The 19971-nt window shown below is 67.6% G+C and carries 17 protein-coding genes, 1 tRNA gene and 1 riboswitch; of the genes, 5 read left to right on the forward strand and 13 right to left on the reverse strand.

Annotated elements, in window-relative coordinates; all coding sequences use genetic code 11:
* Positions 1-80 precede the first annotated feature (80 nt).
* Together ACR81A_RS00930 and ACR81A_RS00935 are read left to right on the forward strand one after the other, a co-directional pair.
* A tRNA-Thr gene (locus ACR81A_RS00930) sits at positions 81-156 on the forward strand.
* A gap of 92 nt (positions 157-248) precedes the next feature.
* The gene (locus ACR81A_RS00935; RefSeq protein WP_440312278.1) at positions 249-1340 is read left to right on the forward strand and encodes an acyltransferase family protein; all 1092 of its coding nucleotides are present in this window, start codon (positions 249-251) and stop codon (positions 1338-1340) included.
* 50 nt (positions 1341-1390) lie between these two features.
* Here the strand turns inward: ACR81A_RS00935 and phnE are convergent, their stop codons facing one another.
* Genes phnE through phnD form a run of 4 tightly spaced genes read right to left on the reverse strand, consistent with a single transcriptional unit; the run spans position 1391 to position 5712 of the window.
* A complete protein-coding gene (gene phnE / locus ACR81A_RS00940) occupies positions 1391-3151 on the reverse strand; it encodes a phosphonate ABC transporter, permease protein PhnE (protein WP_440312279.1) in 1761 nt (586 codons plus the stop codon).
* Positions 3148-3924 (reverse strand): phosphonate ABC transporter ATP-binding protein, encoded by a 777-nt coding sequence (gene phnC, locus ACR81A_RS00945; protein ID WP_440312280.1) that lies wholly within the window; start codon positions 3922-3924, stop codon positions 3148-3150. Before phnC ends, phnE begins: the two co-directional genes overlap by 4 nt.
* 40 nt (positions 3925-3964) lie before the next feature.
* On the reverse strand, positions 3965-4780 hold the full coding sequence (locus ACR81A_RS00950) for an inositol monophosphatase family protein (RefSeq protein WP_440312281.1): 816 nt from the start codon (positions 4778-4780) through the stop codon (positions 3965-3967).
* Between the two features lie 2 nt (positions 4781-4782).
* Positions 4783-5712, reverse strand: a complete 930-nt coding sequence (gene phnD, locus ACR81A_RS00955; RefSeq protein WP_440312282.1) for a phosphate/phosphite/phosphonate ABC transporter substrate-binding protein — start codon at positions 5710-5712, stop codon at positions 4783-4785.
* A gap of 163 nt (positions 5713-5875) precedes the next feature.
* On the opposite strand from phnD, the gene ACR81A_RS00960 reads away from it, so the two are divergent.
* Complete coding sequence (locus ACR81A_RS00960; protein ID WP_440312283.1) at positions 5876-6490, forward strand: hypothetical protein; 615 nt, start codon at positions 5876-5878, stop codon at positions 6488-6490.
* 92 nt (positions 6491-6582) lie between these two features.
* Here the strand turns inward: ACR81A_RS00960 and ACR81A_RS00965 are convergent, their stop codons facing one another.
* The 8 genes from ACR81A_RS00965 to ACR81A_RS01000 all read right to left on the reverse strand — a co-directional run bounded on the left by ACR81A_RS00965 (position 6583) and on the right by ACR81A_RS01000 (position 16463).
* Entirely contained in the window at positions 6583-7527 is a 945-nt protein-coding gene (locus ACR81A_RS00965; protein WP_440312284.1) for a helix-turn-helix domain-containing protein, read from the reverse strand.
* A 28-nt stretch (positions 7528-7555) separates the two neighbouring features.
* Positions 7556-9550, reverse strand: coding sequence for an ABC transporter ATP-binding protein (locus ACR81A_RS00970; protein WP_440312285.1), 1995 nt, complete (start codon positions 9548-9550; stop codon positions 7556-7558).
* 64 nt (positions 9551-9614) lie between these two features.
* Entirely contained in the window at positions 9615-10136 is a 522-nt protein-coding gene (gene ribH / locus ACR81A_RS00975) for a 6,7-dimethyl-8-ribityllumazine synthase (protein WP_440312286.1), read from the reverse strand.
* 39 nt (positions 10137-10175) lie between these two features.
* Positions 10176-11459, reverse strand: a complete 1284-nt coding sequence (gene ribA / locus ACR81A_RS00980; RefSeq protein ID WP_202382510.1) for a GTP cyclohydrolase II — start codon at positions 11457-11459, stop codon at positions 10176-10178.
* Positions 11456-12145 (reverse strand): riboflavin synthase, encoded by a 690-nt coding sequence (locus ACR81A_RS00985; protein WP_440312287.1) that lies wholly within the window; start codon positions 12143-12145, stop codon positions 11456-11458. Before ACR81A_RS00985 ends, ribA begins: the two co-directional genes overlap by 4 nt.
* Complete coding sequence (ribD, locus tag ACR81A_RS00990) at positions 12145-13263, reverse strand: bifunctional diaminohydroxyphosphoribosylaminopyrimidine deaminase/5-amino-6-(5-phosphoribosylamino)uracil reductase RibD (protein ID WP_440312288.1); 1119 nt, start codon at positions 13261-13263, stop codon at positions 12145-12147. The genes ACR81A_RS00985 and ribD overlap by 1 nt, the downstream gene beginning before the upstream one ends.
* A gap of 56 nt (positions 13264-13319) precedes the next feature.
* Positions 13320-13460, reverse strand: a riboswitch (FMN riboswitch).
* 109 nt (positions 13461-13569) lie between these two features.
* A complete protein-coding gene (locus ACR81A_RS00995) occupies positions 13570-14298 on the reverse strand; it encodes a DUF1345 domain-containing protein (protein WP_440312289.1) in 729 nt (242 codons plus the stop codon).
* Complete coding sequence (locus ACR81A_RS01000) at positions 14295-16463, reverse strand: bifunctional lysylphosphatidylglycerol flippase/synthetase MprF (protein ID WP_440312290.1); 2169 nt, start codon at positions 16461-16463, stop codon at positions 14295-14297. The genes ACR81A_RS00995 and ACR81A_RS01000 overlap by 4 nt, the downstream gene beginning before the upstream one ends.
* A gap of 107 nt (positions 16464-16570) precedes the next feature.
* Here ACR81A_RS01000 and ACR81A_RS01005 point away from each other — a divergent pair, with 107 nt between their 5' ends.
* On the forward strand, positions 16571-17608 hold the full coding sequence (locus ACR81A_RS01005; protein WP_440312291.1) for an alcohol dehydrogenase catalytic domain-containing protein: 1038 nt from the start codon (positions 16571-16573) through the stop codon (positions 17606-17608).
* A 6-nt stretch (positions 17609-17614) separates the two neighbouring features.
* Here the strand turns inward: ACR81A_RS01005 and murG are convergent, their stop codons facing one another.
* Positions 17615-18694, reverse strand: a complete 1080-nt coding sequence (murG, locus tag ACR81A_RS01010) for an undecaprenyldiphospho-muramoylpentapeptide beta-N-acetylglucosaminyltransferase (protein WP_440312292.1) — start codon at positions 18692-18694, stop codon at positions 17615-17617.
* Positions 18695-18796: 102 nt separating this feature from the next.
* Here murG and alr point away from each other — a divergent pair, with 102 nt between their 5' ends.
* The gene (alr, locus tag ACR81A_RS01015; RefSeq protein WP_440312293.1) at positions 18797-19963 is read left to right on the forward strand and encodes an alanine racemase; all 1167 of its coding nucleotides are present in this window, start codon (positions 18797-18799) and stop codon (positions 19961-19963) included.
* The last annotated feature ends 8 nt before the right edge of the window (positions 19964-19971 follow it).

Here is a 19971-nt window from a genome sequence, read left to right on the forward strand (position 1 = left end):
GGGAAGCGCCGTCGGTGTGCGGAGCAGGGGGTTCCTCATGCTAAAGTAATTGCTTGTGCGCGAGAGCAATCCCGCGCCAGGCCGCCTTAGCTCAGTCGGTAGAGCGATTCACTCGTAATGAATAGGTCACCAGTTCGATTCTGGTAGGCGGCTCCAGTACGGCCCCGGTGCACACCGGGGCCGTTTTGCGTTTCTGCAACCCCGTATCGTTCCCGAGAATTCTCCGTTCGCCCGGTTAGGCTACAGACGTGACCACGTCGCCGAAGCCCCGCATCGCGCTCTGGGATAACGCGCGCTTTGTGCTCATTGTGCTCGTAGTGGTGGGGCACGCAATCTCGACCGTGCGCACGGACACCGCGCTCAGTTTCGGTATCTACGCGTACATCTACCTGTTCCATATGCCCGCGATGATCTTGCTCTCCGGACTCTTCGCGCGACCCGTGACGGACCGCAAGATGGTGCGCTCCACGCTGCAGCTGCTCGTCACGTGGGGCCTGTGGGAGGGCATCTGGGCAGTCATCCGATTTTTTGTCGAGGGGCGGACCCCAGGGAGCGCGTTCCTCGTGAGCCCGGCCTGGACCCTCTGGTTTCTCGTCTCGCTCGTCACGATGCGTATCCTGCTGCCGTTCTTTGCGCGCCTGAAGCATCCACTTATCGTGTCGATCGTGATCGCGCTCGGCTCGGGGCTCATCCCCGCGATCGATACTGAGTTCTCGGCCGCGCGCACGCTCACGTTCCTCCCGTTCTTTGTGGCCGGCTGGCTCATTCGGGATCGCGGCTGGCTCGACGGCGAGTGGTTCATGGCTCCCTCCCGTGCGCTGCGGGCCGGCGCCTGGTCGCTGCTCGGGATCGTGGCGCTCTGCTTCGCGCTCGTGCCACAGCTGCGATACGAGTGGCGGATCGACCGCTGGCTCACGTGGCGGGACGACTACGAGTGGCTCTTCGAGACGCCGCCGGTGAGTGACTGGCAGCCCGAGTCGTGGAGCGCAACGGCTGTGAGCGGCACGCTCGTGACGGTGGGGCTTCTCGTCATCGCCGCGGCAATGACGTTTGCGCTGCTTGTTGTCGTGCCGCGTGGCCACGGTCGTGCGACCGTGTGGGGCACGCGCACGATGGCGGTCTACCTGTTACACGGCCCCATCGTCTACGCGATGCGCGAGACGGGGGCGATTGACTGGATCGGTGGGCTCGGGTGGCCCGGCGTCCTGCTCCTCGTCGCGATCGGGGTGGCGATCGCGCTCGTGCTCTCCGGCGCGTGGGTGTCGCGGCTTGCTCGCCCGCTCATCGCCCCGAACATCGATCGCCTGCTCGCGCCGGACCCGCGCCCCGAGCCGCGTTAGGCCACGGCGCATTCTGTCGCTTGACCCGAAGCTCGCCCGTTCACCATTTGCTACTGAATGATGTGCTTTCGCAGCCACCCTGAGAACCATTCGGTAAGGTATACGACGGCGAAGATCATGATGATCAGCGCAGACGTCTGACCCAGCTGACGGCCGCGGATCGAGGCATCGAGAGCAAGCCCGATTCCACCAGCTCCGACAATGCCCATGACCGTGGCGGAGCGAACGTAGACGTCGAAGGTGAAGAGCCCCACTCCGACCACTGCTGGGAATGCGGTCGGAAGGGTCGACGCGATCGTGCGTTGCAGCCAAGTTGCACCGACGGCGTGCATTGCCTCGTTCTGCTTTGAGAGGTCCGTGTCTTCGATCGCGTCGGCGATGAGCTTCCCCGTGAAGCCGATTGAGCCGATTGTGAGGGCAAGCACACCCGCCAGAGGGCCAAGGCCAACCGCGACCACGAGCAGGATGGCCAACATGAGGTCGGGGATTCCTCGTACGAGCACGGTCAGCAGGCGAGAGACTCGCGCAGCTCCGGGATGGAACGTCGCGTTTCGTGCTGCGATGACTCCCACAGGGATAGCAAGCACCATGCCGAGCCCCGTGGCTGCCAGTGCCATCCAGAGTGTCTCAAACATGAGGGCCCCGTGGGCGGCAATGTTCGTAACGAAATCGGGCGGGAACAGGTTCGCGAGATACGGAAGGATGCTCACGACGGCCTCGCCGACGGCCGTGGGGTTGATCCCGAGAACCACGAAGCTGAGGAGGACGAGCGCTATTGAGCCCCACCCCAGTGTCCACCTCGTGACTCGCTCGAAGCTCCACCCGGCGTGGATGCGGGCCTCTCGTGATGACGTGTGCACGTGAAAGGAAGATCGGTGCGGTAGCGTGATCGCGCTGGTCGGGTGGGTGGGCTGATCGCTCCTCGCGGTACGATTCGCGCGTGATCGCCCCCGCAGGGAGAAGGGGTTCCGACCCGGGTCGCTCTCTGCGCCGAGAACTGCGCGGCGTGCGAGCGCTGAGACCTGCTCGATTGCGAGGATCAGTATGAAGATGAGGATCGAGATCGCAAGCACTCGTTTGTATGCCATTTGCCCAAGCACGCGTTGGAGTTCGAAGCCAATGCCGCCAGCGCCGACGAAGCCCAGGATGACTGAGTTGCGGAGGTTGATATCGAAGCGGTAGAGGCCAAGTGAGATCCAGTTCGTCACCACCTGCGGCAACACCGCTGAGACGAAGACCTGGAGACGAGTGGCCCCGGATGCGCGGTGGGCCTCGACGATGCCCATGTCGATCTCTTCGATGCGATCCGCGAAGAACTTCGCGACCATGCCGATTGAACTGATACCCATCGCGAGCACGCCCGCCATCGGACCTACTCCGATTGCGCGGACGAAGAGGAGTGCGAGTACGAGGGAAGGAACGGAACGGGTGAGCGTGATCAGAAAGCGGCTTATGGTGAACGCCGCTCGTCCAGTCGTGAGGTTCCGCGCAGCGAGTGCTGACAGTGGCACTGCGATGACCAGTGCGATCGCAGTGCCGCCGAGTACCATCCAGAGCGTCTCTGCCACAGCCTGGATATAGCGCCCGCCATCCGAGAAGCTCGGGGGGAGCATCCGGCTCATGAGGCTAGCGACCGACTCGAGTCTCCCAAGCACGTTCCACGGAGTGAAGCCTGTTTGCCAGAGCGCGAGCGCGAAGAGCGCAGCAAGGATGAGCGCGACTGCGCGGAGCCTGATCTGCAGTGCACTCCGTGGGGGACGCACCACTGTGGGCGTCTCGGAAACTCCCTGACGAGTTACTTGGTGGGTCACTGCGCGCTCCCCGCCTCGGGCAAGTAAATTGTCGAGGCATCTGCGATCGACATGTCTTTCGCCATCCGATCGAACACAATCTGCCCGTTCCTGAGGCCAACGACGCGGTCAGCCCAATCAATGGCGAGATCGACCTGGTGCAGGCTACAGATGACGGTCAACCCGTCTTCCTCGCAGGCCGCACGCAAGATGTCCATGACCTGGCGAGAGGACTCTGGGTCGAGTGACGCCACGGGCTCGTCAGCGAGCACCAAGCTCGGCCTTTGGAAGAGCGCCCGAGCGATCCCGACTCGCTGTTGCTGCCCACCCGACAGCGTTCCTGCTCGTTGGAAGGCTTTGTCTGCGAGACCGACACGATCTAACTGCTCAAGGGCCTCGATGCGCATCCGATTCGGATACATCATGACACCAGATCGCGGGCCACGAAGAGAGCCGAGTCGGCCGGCAAGCACATTCTCGATTGCGCTCAGTCGCCCCACGAGGTTGAAGTGTTGGAACACGAAAGCGACTCGCTGTCGAAATCTCCGAAGCTCTCGCTGCGACATCGCCATGACGTCCTGGCCGAGTACGCGGACCTCTCCCGCGCTTGGCTCATGGAGCCGGTTGAGAAGACGAAGCGTGGTTGACTTCCCGGACCCGGACAGGCCGAGGAGCACAAGTTTCTGCCAGCTCGGCACCTCTAGGTCAATCTTGTCGAGAGCGGTGACTGCACCGTTGTTAAATTGTTTGGTAATCCCGCGCAGCTCTACCGCGCGGACATCGGTTTCTGACATCTGCAACTCCATTGTTTCGATGAACTTCAGGGGCCGATACTCACTGAGGTCTGAGCAGCTCGGTAATTTCGCGGCTGAGGGCGTCCGCAACTTCTGGGTCCCTGGCCACGATGAACGTGGGACTCGCCCACGAGCCGAAGCCTTCGGGGCCCGGCTCGAGCGTGCGGATTGCACATCCTGTGCCCTGCGCTACTGCGATCGCCCCGGCAGTGTCCCACGGATCGGTCGCGCGGATTTCCAGCGCAACGGATGCTCGGCCTGCGGCGACGTGCGCAATGTGCAGCGCGAAGGAACCACGGCCTCGCACTACACCGTGCGAGCGAAGCGTCCGTGCGAGTGCAGCGTGCTGGGCCTCCTTCGGCTCGAGCCCGTAGTAGGGCCAATGTGTGTTCACCCCGGGAGGCGCGGGGGCCGAGCCTGCTCGAGGCAGCGGCTCATCATTCACCCATGATTCGTGAGGAGTCGCCCAGAACGTCTCCCGGCGCAGTGGGTCGTGTACTGCGCCAGCGACGATTCTTCCGTCGACTTCTGCTCCGATTGAAGTGGCGAAGTAAGGGATCCCGCTGACGTAGTTCAGCGTCCCATCGATAGGGTCGATGTGCCAGCTTACGCAGCCCGTTTCGCCCGCTGAGCGGCCGAATTCTTCGCCAATGATTTCGGACCCCGGCATCGCTTCAAGAAGTATCTGCTTGATCCGCCTCTCAGATCGTCGGTCGATTTCTGTCACGGGATCGAGCCGTGAGGTCTTGTGCTCGACGAGAATGTCGGAAAGGTAGTTCTCAGCAATATCGGCGGAGACGCTCTCTGCGGCGCGACGGGCGAGACTGGCGAGCCCGTGCTCTCTCTGACGCGACACGATCATGCCTCGCACGCCGGAGCCCGGGTCTTCTCGCAAACTTCGCGGAGGGAGTCCCAGTAGGAATCATCCCGGGGAACGACGCCCCAGAATACGTCGATGGCGTGACAGTAGGTGCCGCGCTCATCGTCGTTGATGGTCATCTCTGCGGGGCACACATCGCGTTCCAGCGCGAGATCGCCGTTGATCTTGAGCACGGCGTCAGTCACTCTCTTCTGTACGTTCTCGGGGAGCCTCGTGGACACCGAGAGGCCGGGAGCGGGGACGACTTGGTCGAAGATCTTTGTGAATGTGCCCGGACTGTCGACATATTCGAGGTTGGTGCCGTGGGTAAACGCGGCTGCGCACTCGCCTGCGGCCATCGCCTGAACTGCGGAGGTGTGGTCGCCAATGAACAGAGGGTTGATATCCGTCTCGGGATTGAGGCCAGCTTCAAGGAATGCTGCGGCGGGGAAGAGATACCCGGTGGCTGACGCGGGGTCGATGAAGCACACATCCTTTCCCTTGAGATCCTCGATCGACGAGAGCCCGCTGTCGGCCAGAGCGAGCCCGAGGGATGTGTTGTCTTGGGACCACGGGCTGTCGAGGAGGGGGCCAATAGTTGTGATCTCCGCGCCATTGTCGCGCGCCATCAGCTGAGCGAAGGGGCCAAGCATCACAAGATCGAGATCGCCGGCGATGGTCGCTTCAATGACCGGGGCGACATTGGTGGCCTCAAAGAAATCGATCGTGTAGCCGGTCTCTTCCTCGAACAGAGACACGAAGGTGGAGTAGCTGCTCAGTGTGGCCTCAACCGTTTCAGCGGGCACTACGCCCAGCCTGATGGTGTTGACCTCGCCCGTAGATTCGGAGCTGTCTCCCGCGCAGCCCGTGAGCGCGAGTGCGAAAAGCCCGACGGCGCCGCTGATGAAAACTTTCCTTATTGAAGCCATGGCTGTCTTTCCTCCAGTGGAATGGCTGCGAGGCACCGCAGCGATCATCTTTGATCGGCGTTCAAATTAACATAGTTTTGACCAACGTTCAAGAATCTCGTCGTGTGGCAGCAGGCGCCGCCAGAAGAAAGAGGAGAAGACCCGGTAGGGCTAGACTGAGCGCGTGAATGCGACAGTACGCCGGCGCCTGGAGCGCAAGGAGGAGATCCTTCAGGCATATTGGCGAGTTGTGCATGCGGCACCGAAGGAACCCACTTTGCGGGCAGTAGCCGCTGAAGCGGGTATGACTCCGGGCAATGTGCTCTACTACTTCGAATCCATGCGAGAGCTGCAAATGGCGGCTGTGTCTGCAGCGCTTGAGCAGTATGGCGCACGGAGGCAGTCGATTCTCAACAGGACAGCGAGCGCCACTGAGCGGATTTACGCGATGGTCAATGCCGGCGTGCCTGATGAGATCAGCATCCGGCGCAGGCACCTCTACGAGAACCTTGGCACGCTTGCGGAGCACCCGGACTTTCAGCCAGCTCATCGCGAGTCATCTGGTCGTCAGATCATGCTCTACCAGCGGCTCATCGAGCTGGGAACAGATCAGGGCGAGTTCGCTCCCCGCATTTCCCCACTGGTGATTGCCCGCACGATTGTCGCGCTCGAACAGGCCAACGATCTCTCTGTGTTGCTCGGAGAACAAGCTCTACGCAGAGAGTCTCGCGCCGATGTTCGTGCATACGTCGAAGTCGCACTCGGGCTCGAGGCGCCACCGGCTGCACAGCCTGCTTGAGTTCAACCTGATCCGACCTGAGAATGCTGGAGCGCGCCCGCTCGGCGCCGGCGAACGGCATACCTGTGATGAGGGAGAGCCGGTTGACAGAGTTAGGCCGCGGCGCGCCCCGTGCGCAGATCGCGTGGCCCGAGACCGTACAGGTCCTCGAGCGCGCGGCGCATGCTCGTGCTCGAGCCGAAGCCCGCGCGCTCGGCGATCTCGGTGGTGCTGAGTTCGTCGTAGCGCGCATCTTGCAGGAGCGAGCGTGCTACGCGAGCCCGCTCGCGGCGAATCTCGCCCGCGACGGAGCTGCCGGCTTCGGCGAACACGCCCTGCAGTCGGCGAAGCGAGATGCTGAGGTCGTCGGCAAGCTCGTTGGGCGTGAGCTGCACTTCGCCGCTGCGCTCGGCGATTGCGGAGAGCGCGCGGCTGCGGAGGCTGTTGCGGGGGCTGCCGATGCCAATGTCGGGCTGCTGCCTGCCCAGCACGAGCGTACCGGCCATGTCGAGCACCTGCCGGTCGATGGTCTGGCTGTCCGCCTCCGTGGCCGGATCCGGGTTGCGCACGAGGTCGGTGAGGAGCGCTTGCATTGCGCGCTCGGTCATACGCAGCTCCGTGGCGATGTTCACCTGGTCAGAGAGCATCGGCACGTAGGGGAGCAGCGCCTCGCGCGGCACGCGGGCGACGATGAAACGCCAATCGGTGGTGAAGCGGACGCGGTGGGGGAGACCGCTCGGCGCGATCATGAGCGGCCCGCGCGAGACGCGCCACGCGCTGCCGTCGAGGTACTCGAACTCGCCCTGCTCGACGAAGATGACGTCCATCGTGGGGAAACCGGGTCGCAGCGGGCGACGCTCGATCTCCGATGCGGTGCCCCATGCTTCGATAACAAGCAGCGCACCGAAGGCGCGCACGTGCGCGTTCACGCCGTGCGCGCCACCCACCCCGCGAACCCCGGTTTCCGAGATTTCGCGAGTTCCATATTCAGTGATTGAGCGGGCCGCGAGTCCCTCAACTGCAGGAGCGCTGCGTGCATCTTTGGAAGCATCTGACACGCCCAAATCCTAGCAGCGCGGGGCCGTTCTACTCCTGCGTTTCGGGCACCAATAGTTGGTGTCGTGCGAGCTCGCGGTACAGCGGTGTCGACGCAACGAGCTCCTCGTGCGTGCCCTCGCCCAGCACGCGGCCGCCATCGAGCACGATGATCTTGTCGGAGTCGACGACGGTCGACAAGCGGTGCGCGATGACGATGAGCGTGCGCCCCGTCGCGACCGAGTCGAGGGCATCGCGCATCAGCCGCTCGTTTACGCCATCGAGGCTCGCGGTCGACTCGTCGAGCAACAGCACGGGCGGAGCGGAGAGGAGGGCACGAGCGATTGCCAGCCGCTGCTTCTCGCCGCCGGAGAGCATGATGCCGCTCTCACCGACCTGCAAATCGAGCGCCGCGGCGAGCTCTGCAGGGCTCTGCTCACTCGGCGCCGAGGTGTTGCCCGAGCTTGCCGCCCCGCCGGCGGCCCGGCCGAGCAGCCCGCCCAGGTTGACCGCCTGCAGCACGCGCGCGCAGGCCGCGTCGCTCGCGTCCGGCGCACCCAGGCGCAGGTTGTCACGCAGCGTTCCCGCGAGCACGGGTGCGTCCTGCTCAACGTAGCCGAGCTGGGCGCGCAGCTCCGTGCGGTCGAGCACGCGCAGGTCTGCGCCGAAGAGTGAGACCGAGCCCTGATCCGGATCGTAGAAACGCTCGATCAGCCCGAGGATTGTCGACTTGCCCGCGCCGGAGGGGCCGACGAGCGCCACGCGTGTGCCGCGCGCCACCTCGAAGTCCACACCGTGGAGCACGGGAGTGGCAACGATTTCCGCTGGGGGAACGTCGCGTGCACCACGAGTGCTGCGCACGAGCGACCGCGCATCCGCCCGTTCGGGCGCTGCGGAGCGGTAGGTGAAGTGCACGTCCGCGAAGCGGATCGCCGCTTCGCCCGCCACGCTCGCCTGCGCAAGCGGCACGATGCGGCCGAGCGGAGACAGCTCGGCATCGTGCGCGGTTTCCGTGGGGAGTGAGGTGATCTCCTGGATGCGGCCCAGCGCGCCGAGTGCCTGGTTCACCGCGGTGATCGCGCCAAACGCCTGGCCGAGCGGCATGATCATGAGGAACAGGAAGATGATGAAGGTGACGAGCTGCGCGATGGTGATCGCCCCCGTGGCGACGCGGTAGCCGCCGAGACCGAGCACCACGAGGAACGAGAGCTGCATCGCAAGGAACGAGACTGGCACGATGAACGCCGAGATCTTCGCGACCTTCACACCCAGGCCGTACGCTTCTTCCGCGTCGCGCACGGTGGCGCGTTCTTCGCGCTCCGCGGCGCCGGCCGCGCGAATCGTGCGGATCGACGAGACGGTGCGATCGACCTGCGCCGCGAGATCGCCCACCTTCTCCTGTGCACGCGCGACGGCGGGGCGGATACGGCTGCCCACGAGCACCACCACAACGAGGGCGACAAGAATCACGCCGAAGGTGATCCCGAACAGCACAGGATCGATGATGAGCATGCCGATCAGTGCGCCAATAAACACGAGGATGCCGCTGATCGCCTCGACAAAGCCCTGCGTCAGGACGGCGCGCAGCAGCGTCGTATCGCTGCCGATGCGCGAGACGAGGTCGCCCGTGCGGCGCTGATCGAACTGCGAGATGGGCAAGTGCAGAATCTTCGCGATGAGGCGTCGGCGACTCGTCAGCACCACGCCCTCGCCCATGCGCTGCAGCACGTAGTGCTGGAGGCCGCTGAGTACGGCGCCGACCACCACAACCGCGCAGAGCACCACGAGCAGCCAGCCGAGCGCCTGGCCCGCCTCGACGCGGCCGATCACCTGGCCGAGGAGGAGCGGCTGCACGAGGGAGGCGGCGGCGCTGATGAGCCCGAGCACGAGTGCGATGGTGAGCAGGCGGCGCTGCTCGAAGAGATACGGGATCAGCTGTTTCAGCGAGGCGCGGGGGCCGCGCGGCGTCGAATCTGCGGACCGTGCGGGGCCGCGGCGACGCGACGCCCTGCGGTCCGACGAGGAGGAATCAGGGAGCCCGGACATACGCTCAACTCTACCGAGCGCGCCTGGGCGGCGACCGTGGCAGGTCGCCGCCCAGTGCCCGCGGTTAGTGCTCTGGAACGAGGCGGAGGGTGGGGCCCTCCTCGCGAATCTGCTTCGCCGTGATGGCGAGGTGCAGGGCCGCCTCGGCGGCCTCCTGTCCCTTCGACTCGGGAGCGCCGGGATGGCCCGAGCGGTCGAGCGCCTGCTGCTCCGTGTCAGTGGTGAGTACGCCGAAGCCAACGGGGCGGCCCGCGTCGAGCTGCACGCGCGTCAGGCCATCGGTCACCGCGTTACACACGTAGTCGAAGTGCGGGGTGCCGCCGCGGATGATGACGCCGAGGCACACGGCTGCGTCGAAACCGCCGCCGCCCTCGGCGACCGGCGCGAGCGCAACCTGCGCGGCGAGCGGCAGCTCAAATGCGCCGGCAACACGGAACAGGCTGTGCTCCGCGCCAGACGCGGTGAGCGTCTCCGCCGCGCCCACGACGAGCGACGACATGATCTCTTCGTGCCAGCTGCCGGCAATGATGGCGACGCGCAGTCCGGCTGCGTCGACAGTGAGGTTGGGGGCTCCCGCTCCACTCATGGGGATTCCTTTCGGTCGGGGTGATCGTGTGCGTCGGGGCTAGCTCACCTGGTCGGGCAGCTGGTGGCCCATCCGGTCGCGCTTCGCGTTCAGGTAGCCGACGTTCTGCTCGGTGACGCCGACGACGAGCGGCACCCGCTCAACCACGTCGATGCCGTGCGCCTCGAGCTGTGCCACCTTGTCAGGGTTGTTCGTGAGCAAGCGCACTCGGTCGATGCCGAGATCGGCGAGGATCTCCGCTGCCGCGGTGTAGTCGCGGTTGTCCGCGGGGAGCCCGAGCTGCAGGTTGGCGTCGAGCGTGTCGACCCCCTGCTCCTGCAGCTGGTAGGCGCGCAGCTTGTTCGCCAGGCCGATGCCGCGGCCCTCGTGCCCGCGCAGGTACACGACCACGCCACCGCGCTCATGGATGCGATCGAGCGCGGCATCGAGCTGCGGCCCGCACTCGCACTTGAGGGAGCCGAAGGCTTCGCCGGTGATGCACTCCGAGTGCACGCGCACGAGCGTCTCGCCCGTGGGCATCGCCCCGTCCGGGGTCGGCGCAACGAGCGCGATGTGGTCGATGCCGGCGCGGCGGTCGCGGTACGCGAGTGCGCGGAAATCGCCACGCTCGGTGGGCAGCAGCGTGTTCGCGCGGAGACTGACGCTGCGGTTGCGCGTCGCACCCGTCGGGGCGCCGGCCGGATCGTGCTCGTTCAGGTAGGCGATGAGCTGTTCGATCGTGATGACGAGCACGCCCTCGCGTGCGCCGAGTTCGATGAGGCCGGGCAGGCGCATCATCTCGCCATCCTCCGCCACGATCTCGGCGATCGCGGCGACCGGGCGCAGGCCTGCGAGCTGCATGAGCTCAACGGCCGCCTCGGTGTGCCCATCGCGGGCGCGCACGCCGCCGTCGACCGCGCGCAGCGGCAGAATGTGACCCGGCCGGCGCACGTCGCCGGGCACGGCGTCGGCGTTCGCGAGCGCCTTGAGCGTGGTCATGCGGTCGCTCGCGCTGATGCCGGTGGTGATGCCCTCGGTGGCGTCGACGGTGACCGTGTACGCGGTGCCGCGGGCATCCTCATTGCGCTCCACCATCATGGGCAGATCGAGCTGATCGGCCACCGCGTTGGTCATCGGTGCGCAGAGCAGGCCGGACGACCAGCGCACGGTCCAAGCGATCCACTCCTGCGTCGCGAGCTCGGCCGAGATGATGACGTCGCCCTCGTTCTCGCGGTTCTCGTTGTCCGCGACGATGACGGGACGGCCCGCGGCGATGGCCGCGATGGCGTCCTCGATGCTGGCGATGCCCGGGGTGCGAGACGCTGCGGTGTCGGTGGTGCTCATGCGTGTGATCCTTCGATGGTGGTGGCGACGGCAGCGGCCGCGGGGGTCTGAGGGGCTGCGGGCACAACGCCCAGGCGCAGCATGCGCGCGACGTGGCGCGCGAGGATGTCGGTTTCGACGTTGACGCGGTCGCCCGGGGCCAGCGCACCGAGCGTGGTCGCTGCGAGCGTCTCGGGGATGAGGGACACTTCGAACCACGCGTCCGTGGCCTCTGGTGCAGAGATCGCGGACACGGTGAGGGAGACGCCCGAGAGCGTCACCGAACCCTTGTCGACGAGCAGCGGTGCGAGCTCGGGGGAGAGACTGAATCGCAGCACTCGCCAGGTCTCCGCGGGGGTGGACGAGATGAGCTCGGCGGTCCCGTCGACGTGCCCCTGGACGATGTGACCGCCGAGACGGGTATCGACGCGCACCGCGCGCTCAAGGTTGACGGCGCTGCCTGCGGCGAGCTCGCCGAGCGTCGACATCTTGATGGACTGAGCCATCACATCGGCGGTGAAAGTGCCGCGGCCATCGGCGGCGGATCCCTGCTCGATCACGGTGAGGCACACGCCGGATACCGCGATGGACGCGCCGTGTTCGGCGTCACTCGTGACGAGCGGGCCCGCGATCGTGAGGCGCAGCGAATCGCCGACGGGGGCGACCGCGACGATCTCCCCGATCTCCTCGATGAGTCCTGTGAACATCAGTTTCCTTCCCCGGCCGGCTGGATGGCGGCCTTGACGAGTAGATCTGCGCCGAGCTGCGCGATGTGTGTGACGCGAAGACGGGTGATGCCGGTTATCGACGAGATACCGAGATCGCCGATCGCGAGGCGTGGCCCACCGAGCAGCGCCGGTGCGAGGTACACGAGCACCTCGTCGACGAGCCCGGCAGCGATGAGCGCGCTCGCGACGCGCGGCCCGCCCTCCACGAAGATGTGCTGGATTCCTGCTGCGTGCAGCTCCGCAAGCTCGGCGGGAAGATCATCGCCCGAGACGCGAATCGGGGCCGCGAGCCCGCGGGCGGCCAGGGCCGGGTGCTCGCGCACCCGTGCGTTCGCCGGGATCTCACGATGGCCAACGATGATGGGCACGGGCTGCTCTGCCGCAGGAACGAGCAGGCCACCGGTTTCGGCACGCGCGGTGAGCGCCGGATCGTCGGCGAGCAGCGTGCCGGTGCCGACCAGGATCGCGTCTGCCTCGGCGCGTCGGCGGTGCACGTCGCCGCGCGCGTCGACCCCCGTGATCCACTGGCTGCTGCCGTCGGCGGCTGCGGCGCGACCATCGAGTGTCTGCGCCCACTTCACGGTCACCCGCGGGCGCGGCAGCGGCGTTTCGGCGGCGGTGTCCGTCTGAGCTGCGGCGGCCTGCGTTGCGTGGCGGCCGAGCCAATCGGCAAGCAGCGTACGTGCCTCTCCGGCGAGCACACCGCCGCGCACCTCAGTGCCAGCGGCGCGCAGCGTTGCCGCGCCACCCGAAGACGCCTGACCGGGATCGCCGAGCGCGTACGCCACGGCGCCGATTCCAGCCTCCGCGAGCGCGACGGCGCACGGTCCCGTGCGTCCCGTGTGGTTGCACGGCTCGAGCGTCACGACGGCGGTGAGCTCCGAGATCCGGCCTTGCCATTCCGCGGGGAGGTGCGCCAGCGCGTCCACCTCCGCGTGCGGGGTGCCTGCGCCGCGGTGCCAGCCCTCAGCGACGATGCGACCGTCCGGTCCGAGCAGAACGCAGCCGACGCGAGGATTTGCGTCGAGCGCAGGGCCGCGGGTCGCGATGGCGAGTGCGCGTCGCATCCCCGCCTCAATGAGCTCCTGCTCCAGCATCCCGTCCGCTACTTCCTGCGTACCGGGTGCGCGCGGGGTCGCGGGGTCGCCGCGACTGCGCGTTCCTCTCATCCGGACTCGAACGGGAACCCCCGTCCATCACCGTCGGTCTCGGAATTTCACCAAGTCAACCCCACGGAGTGGAGCTCGCGGACTGTCACCGCCGGTTCGGAATCACACCGACCCCGGAACACGGGACTCATCGTACCCCGTTGCGTGGTGCGTGACCAGTGCGGGGTCCGCCTGTCCGCCGGTGGCGGAACCGGGTGTTTTCGGGAATATCTGCGCGGGCGTCACCGCGAGGCGCTACGCGAAGAGCTGGGCGAAGAGCTTGCCGTTCGCGATCACGTTCATCGTGAGCACGATGATGAGCGCGTTGAAGAAGAACGCGAGTGTGGTGTGCCAGACGATGGTCCAGCGCATGCGCGAATCCACCACCTTCACATCGGAGACGGCGAACGTGGTGGCGTTGGTGAACGCGAGGTACACGAAGTCGACGAGGCGTGGGTCGGGCGTCCCCGGAAACTCGAGTGGAGGAGACGCTGCACGGTGGTAGCGGGAGAAATACACGCGTGCATAGCCCCAGTTGAACATCGCCCACGAGAGCAGCATCGCCCACACCGCGATGAACTCGCTCACCGGCTCGTGCTGATCCTGCCCGATGCTCGTGATGAGGTCGATGGCGACGCTCAGCCCCACCGCGCTCGCACCGAGTGAGATGAGCGTCGAGAGCGCCCGGGTGAGCGGGTGGCCAACGAGCACTCGGGTTGCTGCCGGGTTCGGGTCACCGACCCGCACCAGAATGTTGAGGGCGAAGATGGTGAACGACAGGTACAGCGTGGCCACCAGACACCAGGTGAGCATCGCCCCGAGGTCGAAGCCGTCCTCGGGCCCCCACAGGAGCAGCCAGCCGAGCCAGATCAGTACAATCTGGGCGCCGATGCCGAGGATCTCGCCGCCCACGCTGAGCGTCGTGCCGAGCGTGCGGCCGAAAGATCGGCGCGGCCCGCGCTCGTGCGGAGGTGCGGCGCTCATTGGGCGCCCTCCCCGGCCGCAGCCGGAGCCGGTTTCGCGGCGGCCGTCGACGCGAGCAGATCGCGCAGCGACGCGTCGGCGAGGTACGCGCGCGTGAGCGCGATCCCGATCCGCGGGAGGTCCCCCTCGTCGCGAAAGAGGAGGTGCAGCGGCGCCGCACGGGGGTTGAACTTCTGCTTGAAGCGGTGCAGCGACTTGAAGCCGTACAGCGGCTCGATGAGTGCCCCCACCTGGTCGAGCACCTGGTCGACCGGCCCGGCTGCGGCCGCTGCCGAGCGCACGAGTGGCGCGCCGGAGAGCGAGAGGAATTCGAAGCCCGCCTCAGAGAAGTGCTGTGCGGCCGATGCGATCAAGAACTCCATGACCGGCCCGAACCCGCCATCGCGGCGCCGCATGAGGTCGAGGGTCCAGCCGACTACGCGGGGCTCACCCGTCGCCGGGTCCGCGGGTCCGTGCACGGGCAGCCACGACGTGATGCCGTGCAGGCTCCCGTCTGCGTCGACCGCGATGCCGACGTACACGGCGGGATCGAGCGCCTCGTCGACCGTCCCGAGCGTGAACCGCATCTCTGGCAGCCCCTTGTCGCCCGTCCACTGCTCGGAAATGGCGCGCACCTGTGCGAGCACGTTCCAGGGCTCGGCGGCGAGCCGCACCATGCGAAACGAGATGCCCTCGCGATTCGCGCGGTTGATCGCCGTGCGCACCGCGCCCCAGGCCTTGCCCGTGAAGGCGAGCCCGGGGAGGTCGACGATCGTGTCCTCGGCGATCACCACCGAGCGCCACCCAGCGGGCTTTGCACGCTCGCCCGCCTCGCTCACGGAGAAGGCGCAAGGGATGAGCCCGGCGCGCTGCGAGACCCGTTCAAACTCCGCGAAGGCCGCAGGCTGCTCGCCGGCCGCCACGATCGGGTCCCCGAGCATGATGGCCACGCCCGCGTGCGGCTGGAACGTGATCGCGCCCGTGCCCGCGGCGATGTGCCGGTTGCCGCGCCAGGTGGTCATCCACGAGATCGTGCCGCCGCCGAAGCGCTGCAGGCGCTCGGTCGCCTGCTCGGTGGTGAGGTGCTCGGCCGCGAGCGTGCGTCGCGAACGACGCAGCGGTACCCGGAATGCGCCGCGGCCGATGATGATCACCACGAGGAACGCGGCCCACAGTGCGGCGGGCGCGATGAGCCCGCCGAGATACTCGCCCACCGAGTCGATGAGCTCGAGGGCGACGAAGAGCTTCAGTGCGGCCAACGCCAGCGCCGCGACCGCGATGTTGAACACCGCGAGGATGATCGCGCCGATCCACGCCAGCCGCACGCCCTGGCGCACTCCGTTCGCGATGATCGCGATGACCACCACGTCGATCGCGACGTCGACGAACGAGGCGATCGGCTGGTTCTGTCCGAGTGGGCCGTCGTACGGGACGATGAGGTCGATCACCTGGATCACACCGATCGCGATGAGGCCCGAGAACGCGATGAGGCGCCACTCGCGCTCGCTCGGCCGGCCCGCGGGGCGGCGGAACGCGGGGAGCCACCCGCTCACCGCGAGGGCCGCGATCATCGCGACGGCGTGCTCGACATCATGCAGCTGGCCGAGGTACAGCAGCGAGATCCCCACCCAGATCACCACCGCGATGCGGGCGCGCAGGCGCCACGGGGCGGGGAGCGTCGCGATCGCGAATACGAGCGCGGCGAGCGCACCGCACGAGGGGCCGACGTCGGAGTGCTTTGCGATCTCAACGGCCCAGGGCCAGCCGGTCTGCGCGACGAGCATGAGGAGCCCCGCAGCGCCGAGCACGCCGACCACGTGGCCGGCCGCGAAGAGCCCCAGCGTGCGGAGCCACCCGAAGCGCCACTCCGCCCAGCCGACACCGCCAACGACGAGCGGCAACAGCGTGAGGTAGACCAGCGGGTGGTCGACGAAGAACGGCGAGGTCGCGAGGGTCCACCAGCGTCCCTCCGCAAACGCGGGAATGCCGGTGGCAATCTGGTCGTACCAGGGCTTGTCGACCACGGGGCTGAGTAGCGTGCCGGTGGCGGCGCCGACCGCGAGCAGCGCGGCGAGGAGGGCAACCGTGAACGGGAGCCGCCGCAGCACGGCAACGAACGGTGGGCGCTGCCGCAGCGATGGTGTGGTCTGGGGCGCGGCCGTGGGGCGGACGGCGTCGTCGGTCATGGACACAGTCTAGAGTTTTCGCAGCGCTCGCCAGTAGCCTGGATCGTGAGGACGCCGTTCCGACGCCCCAAGTGTCGCGGCCTTCCGTCGCCGCAGGAGGAGAACCGATGCGAGCAGTCACCTATGTCAAGAACAACACCGTTGAGGTGCGGGAGAAGCCCACTCCCGAAATCGAGCCGGATCAGGTGCTGCTGCGCGTTGGTGGCGCCGGCGTCTGCCACTCGGACATCTCCATCATCGGCATGGGCGACGAGAACCCGCTGATCGGCAGCACACTGGGCCACGAGGTTGCGGGCACGATCGAGCAGCTCGGCGCGAACGTCACGGGATGGGAAGTGGGGCAGCGCGCCATCGTCGCGCTGATCCTGTCATGCGGGCAGTGCCGCGAGTGCCTCGCCGGTCGCGACAACCAGTGCGAGGTGGTTGCACCTCGCGGTTCGCTCGCGCCCCTCTCGCCCGGGATCGGGAGCCCGGGCGGCATGGCCGACTACATCGCGGTGCGCGCGCACCACCTCGACCCGATCGGTGAGCTCGACCCCGTCGCGGCTGCGCCGCTCGCGGACGCGGCGCTTACCCCGATGCACGCGATCAACACGGTGCGCGATCGGCTTTCGGGCGACGCCACCGTGGTGACGATCGGGCTGGGCGGGCTCGGCCACATGGCGCTGCAGATCCTCGCGGCGACCTCGGGCGCCCGCATCATTGCGCTCGACACCGATCCCGAGAAGCTCGCGTTCGCCGAAGCGCACGGCGCGGACCTCGCGATTCCGAGCGATGGCGAGGCTGCGGCGCGAATCCTCGCCGAGACCGGCGGGGTGGGCGCTGACGTGGTGTTCGACTTCGTTGGCGTGCAGCCGACGGTCGACCTCGCGCTCGCGGTGGTGCGCGGCGGCGGCGCGATCCGCTTCGTCGGTCTCGGCGGGGGGTCGTTCACCTACACCGCGGGCAACAGCGCGCTGCCGTGGGGTGTGAACATCGAGCGTGCCTACGGCGGAACCCGCGCCGACATGCGTCAGGTGGTGGCGCTCGCGCAGGCGGGCAAGATCGGCGTCGAGGTGGTGCGCTACGGCCTCGATGACGCGGTGCAGGCATTCGATGACCTGCACCACGGTCGCATCGCGGGGCGCGCAGTCCTCGTCCCCTGAGCCTGCCTAGGCTGAGGCGCTGATCGCCTGTTCGACGAGTGCGAGCAGGCGATCAGTGCCGTCTCGGGTGCCGAACGCTGCGGCGGAGGCCGCCATTCGGGCACGCTCCGCGGGGTCACCGAGCAGGGGCAGTACGCGTTCCGTGACCGCGCGCGCGGTGAACTCGCGGTCATCGATCAGGCGTGCCCCGCCTGCCGCCACCACGCCGCGGGCGTTCAGCGCCTGCTCGCCGTTGCCCACGGCGTAGGGCACGTACACGGCAGGGATCCCGAGCGCGCTGAGCTCGCTCACGGTCGCCGAACCCGAGCGGCACACGACAAGGTCAGCGACCGCGTAGGCGAGATCCATCCGATCCGCATACGGGATGACTACGCGGTCCGGGGAACCGCTCGCGTCGACCTCTTCGGCGCGCGCGTTGCCCGTCACGTGGAGGAGTTGCCAGCCCGCAGCGATCACCTCGGGCCAGGTGTCCGCGAGCGCCTCGTTGATGCGGCGCGCGCCCGCGGAGCCGCCGAACACGAGCAACACTGGGCGATCCGGATCGAGCCCGAAGTGTCGGGCCGCCGCCGCCCGCTCCGCCCCGCGATCCAGGGTCTCGATCTCCGCGCGGAGCGGCATCCCCACGACGCGGGCACCGCGCAGCGGAGTGTCCGGAAAGACGGTTCCGACCGCCGCCGCGTGGCGCGCACCCCACACATTCGCGAGGCCGGGCCGCGCGTTGGCCTCGTGGAGCACGAACGGGATCCGCTCGCGGCGCGCAGCAACGTAGGCGGGCATCGCCGCGTAGCCGCCGAAACCGAGCACCACGTCGACCTTGCGCTCCCGCAGCAGCTCGCGCGTGCGCGTCACTGCGCGGCGGAATCGGACGGGGAACTGCAGTGCGGCGACGTTCGGGCGGCGTGGAAACGGCACACGCGGGATCGTCTCAAGCGCGTAGCCACGCTCGGGCACCAGCCGCGACTCGAGCCCCTCGGCGGTGCCGAGCACCACGATGGTGGCGGCGCGCGTGCGCAAGCGGTCGGCGGTGGCGAGAAGCGGGTTCACATGCCCGGCGGTGCCCCCGCCCGCGAGGAGATAGGTCGTCATGCGGGCAGCCTAGCTTCGCGCTGCTGACCGCCCGCCGCATATCGCGAGCGTATGCAAAACCGCATACGGGGTGGCAACACGGCCGTTGGAAAACTGATCCGCATGCACCCCACTGGCTCCGAACTCATCGTGCACGACGCCGCGATCCGAGAGAACACGGCCACCTTTGCGGCGCTCACCGGCGGCCGCGTGATGGCCGTCCTCAAAGCGGACGCGTTCGGCCACGGCGCGATCGCGCGTTCCGTGCTCGAAGCAGGCGCGTGCTCGATCGGCGTCGCAGCACTGCCCGAGGCGCTGGCCCTGCGCGAGGGCGGCGTCGATGCGCCGCTGCTCAGCTGGCTGAACACGCCCGATGCCGACTTCGAGGCGGCGATTCACGCTCGGATTGAGCTCGCGGTGCCAAGCGCCGAACACCTGCATGCCATCGGTGCAGCTGCGGCCCGGCTGGGCACACGGGCCAGCGTCCACCTGCACGCCGATGTGGGCATGGCGCGCGACGGCTGTCCGCCGCGTGAGTGGTCGGCGCTGTGCACGCTCGCGCGCGAGTACGAGGCGATCGGGGCGATTCGGGTCACGGGCATCATGGGGCACCTGTCGTGCGCGGATGATCCCGAGCACCCGCAAAACATCCGCGAGCGTCTCGTGTTCGAGAACGCTGCGCGTACCGCGGGACGACGAGGCCTCTCACCCAGTGCACTGCACCTCGCTGCCACCGCGGCGACGCTCACGGGAGCAGTGCCGCGCTTTGACGTGTCGCGTATCGGTGCGGGGCTCTTCGGGATTGATCCATCGCGCAGCACCACGGCGCTCCGCCCCGCGCTCACGCTCCGCTCCCGGGTGGTGTCCGTGCGCGAGGTGGGTGCCGGCACCGGTGTAGGGTACGGCCTCGACTTTGTCGCCGAGCGGCGGACGCACCTCGCCCTGCTCCCCGTCGGCTATGGGGATGGCCTGCCGCGCGAGGCCTCGGGCAAGGCCGAGGTACTCGTCCGCGGCCGTCGCCGGCCGCTCGTCGGCCGCATCTCTATGGACATGGTGGTAGTCGACACCGGCGACGATGTGCTCGAGCCGAACGAGGCCGTCACGCTCTTCGGGCCGGGCGACACCGGTGAGCCCACGGTCGCCGAGTGGGCCGAGTGGTCGCACACCATCGAACACGAGATCGTCACCCGCCTCGGCAGCCGCGCGTCACGCATCAGCCGCACCCTCGATACCGCCAACGCCGTCAGCGACGCCCGCACCCGCGACACCGTCAACATCCCGCAACTCTGAGGAGACTC

Origin of the sequence: Leucobacter chromiireducens (genome assembly GCF_051993095.1) — a bacterium.
Classification (GTDB): domain Bacteria; phylum Actinomycetota; class Actinomycetes; order Actinomycetales; family Microbacteriaceae; genus Leucobacter; species Leucobacter chromiireducens.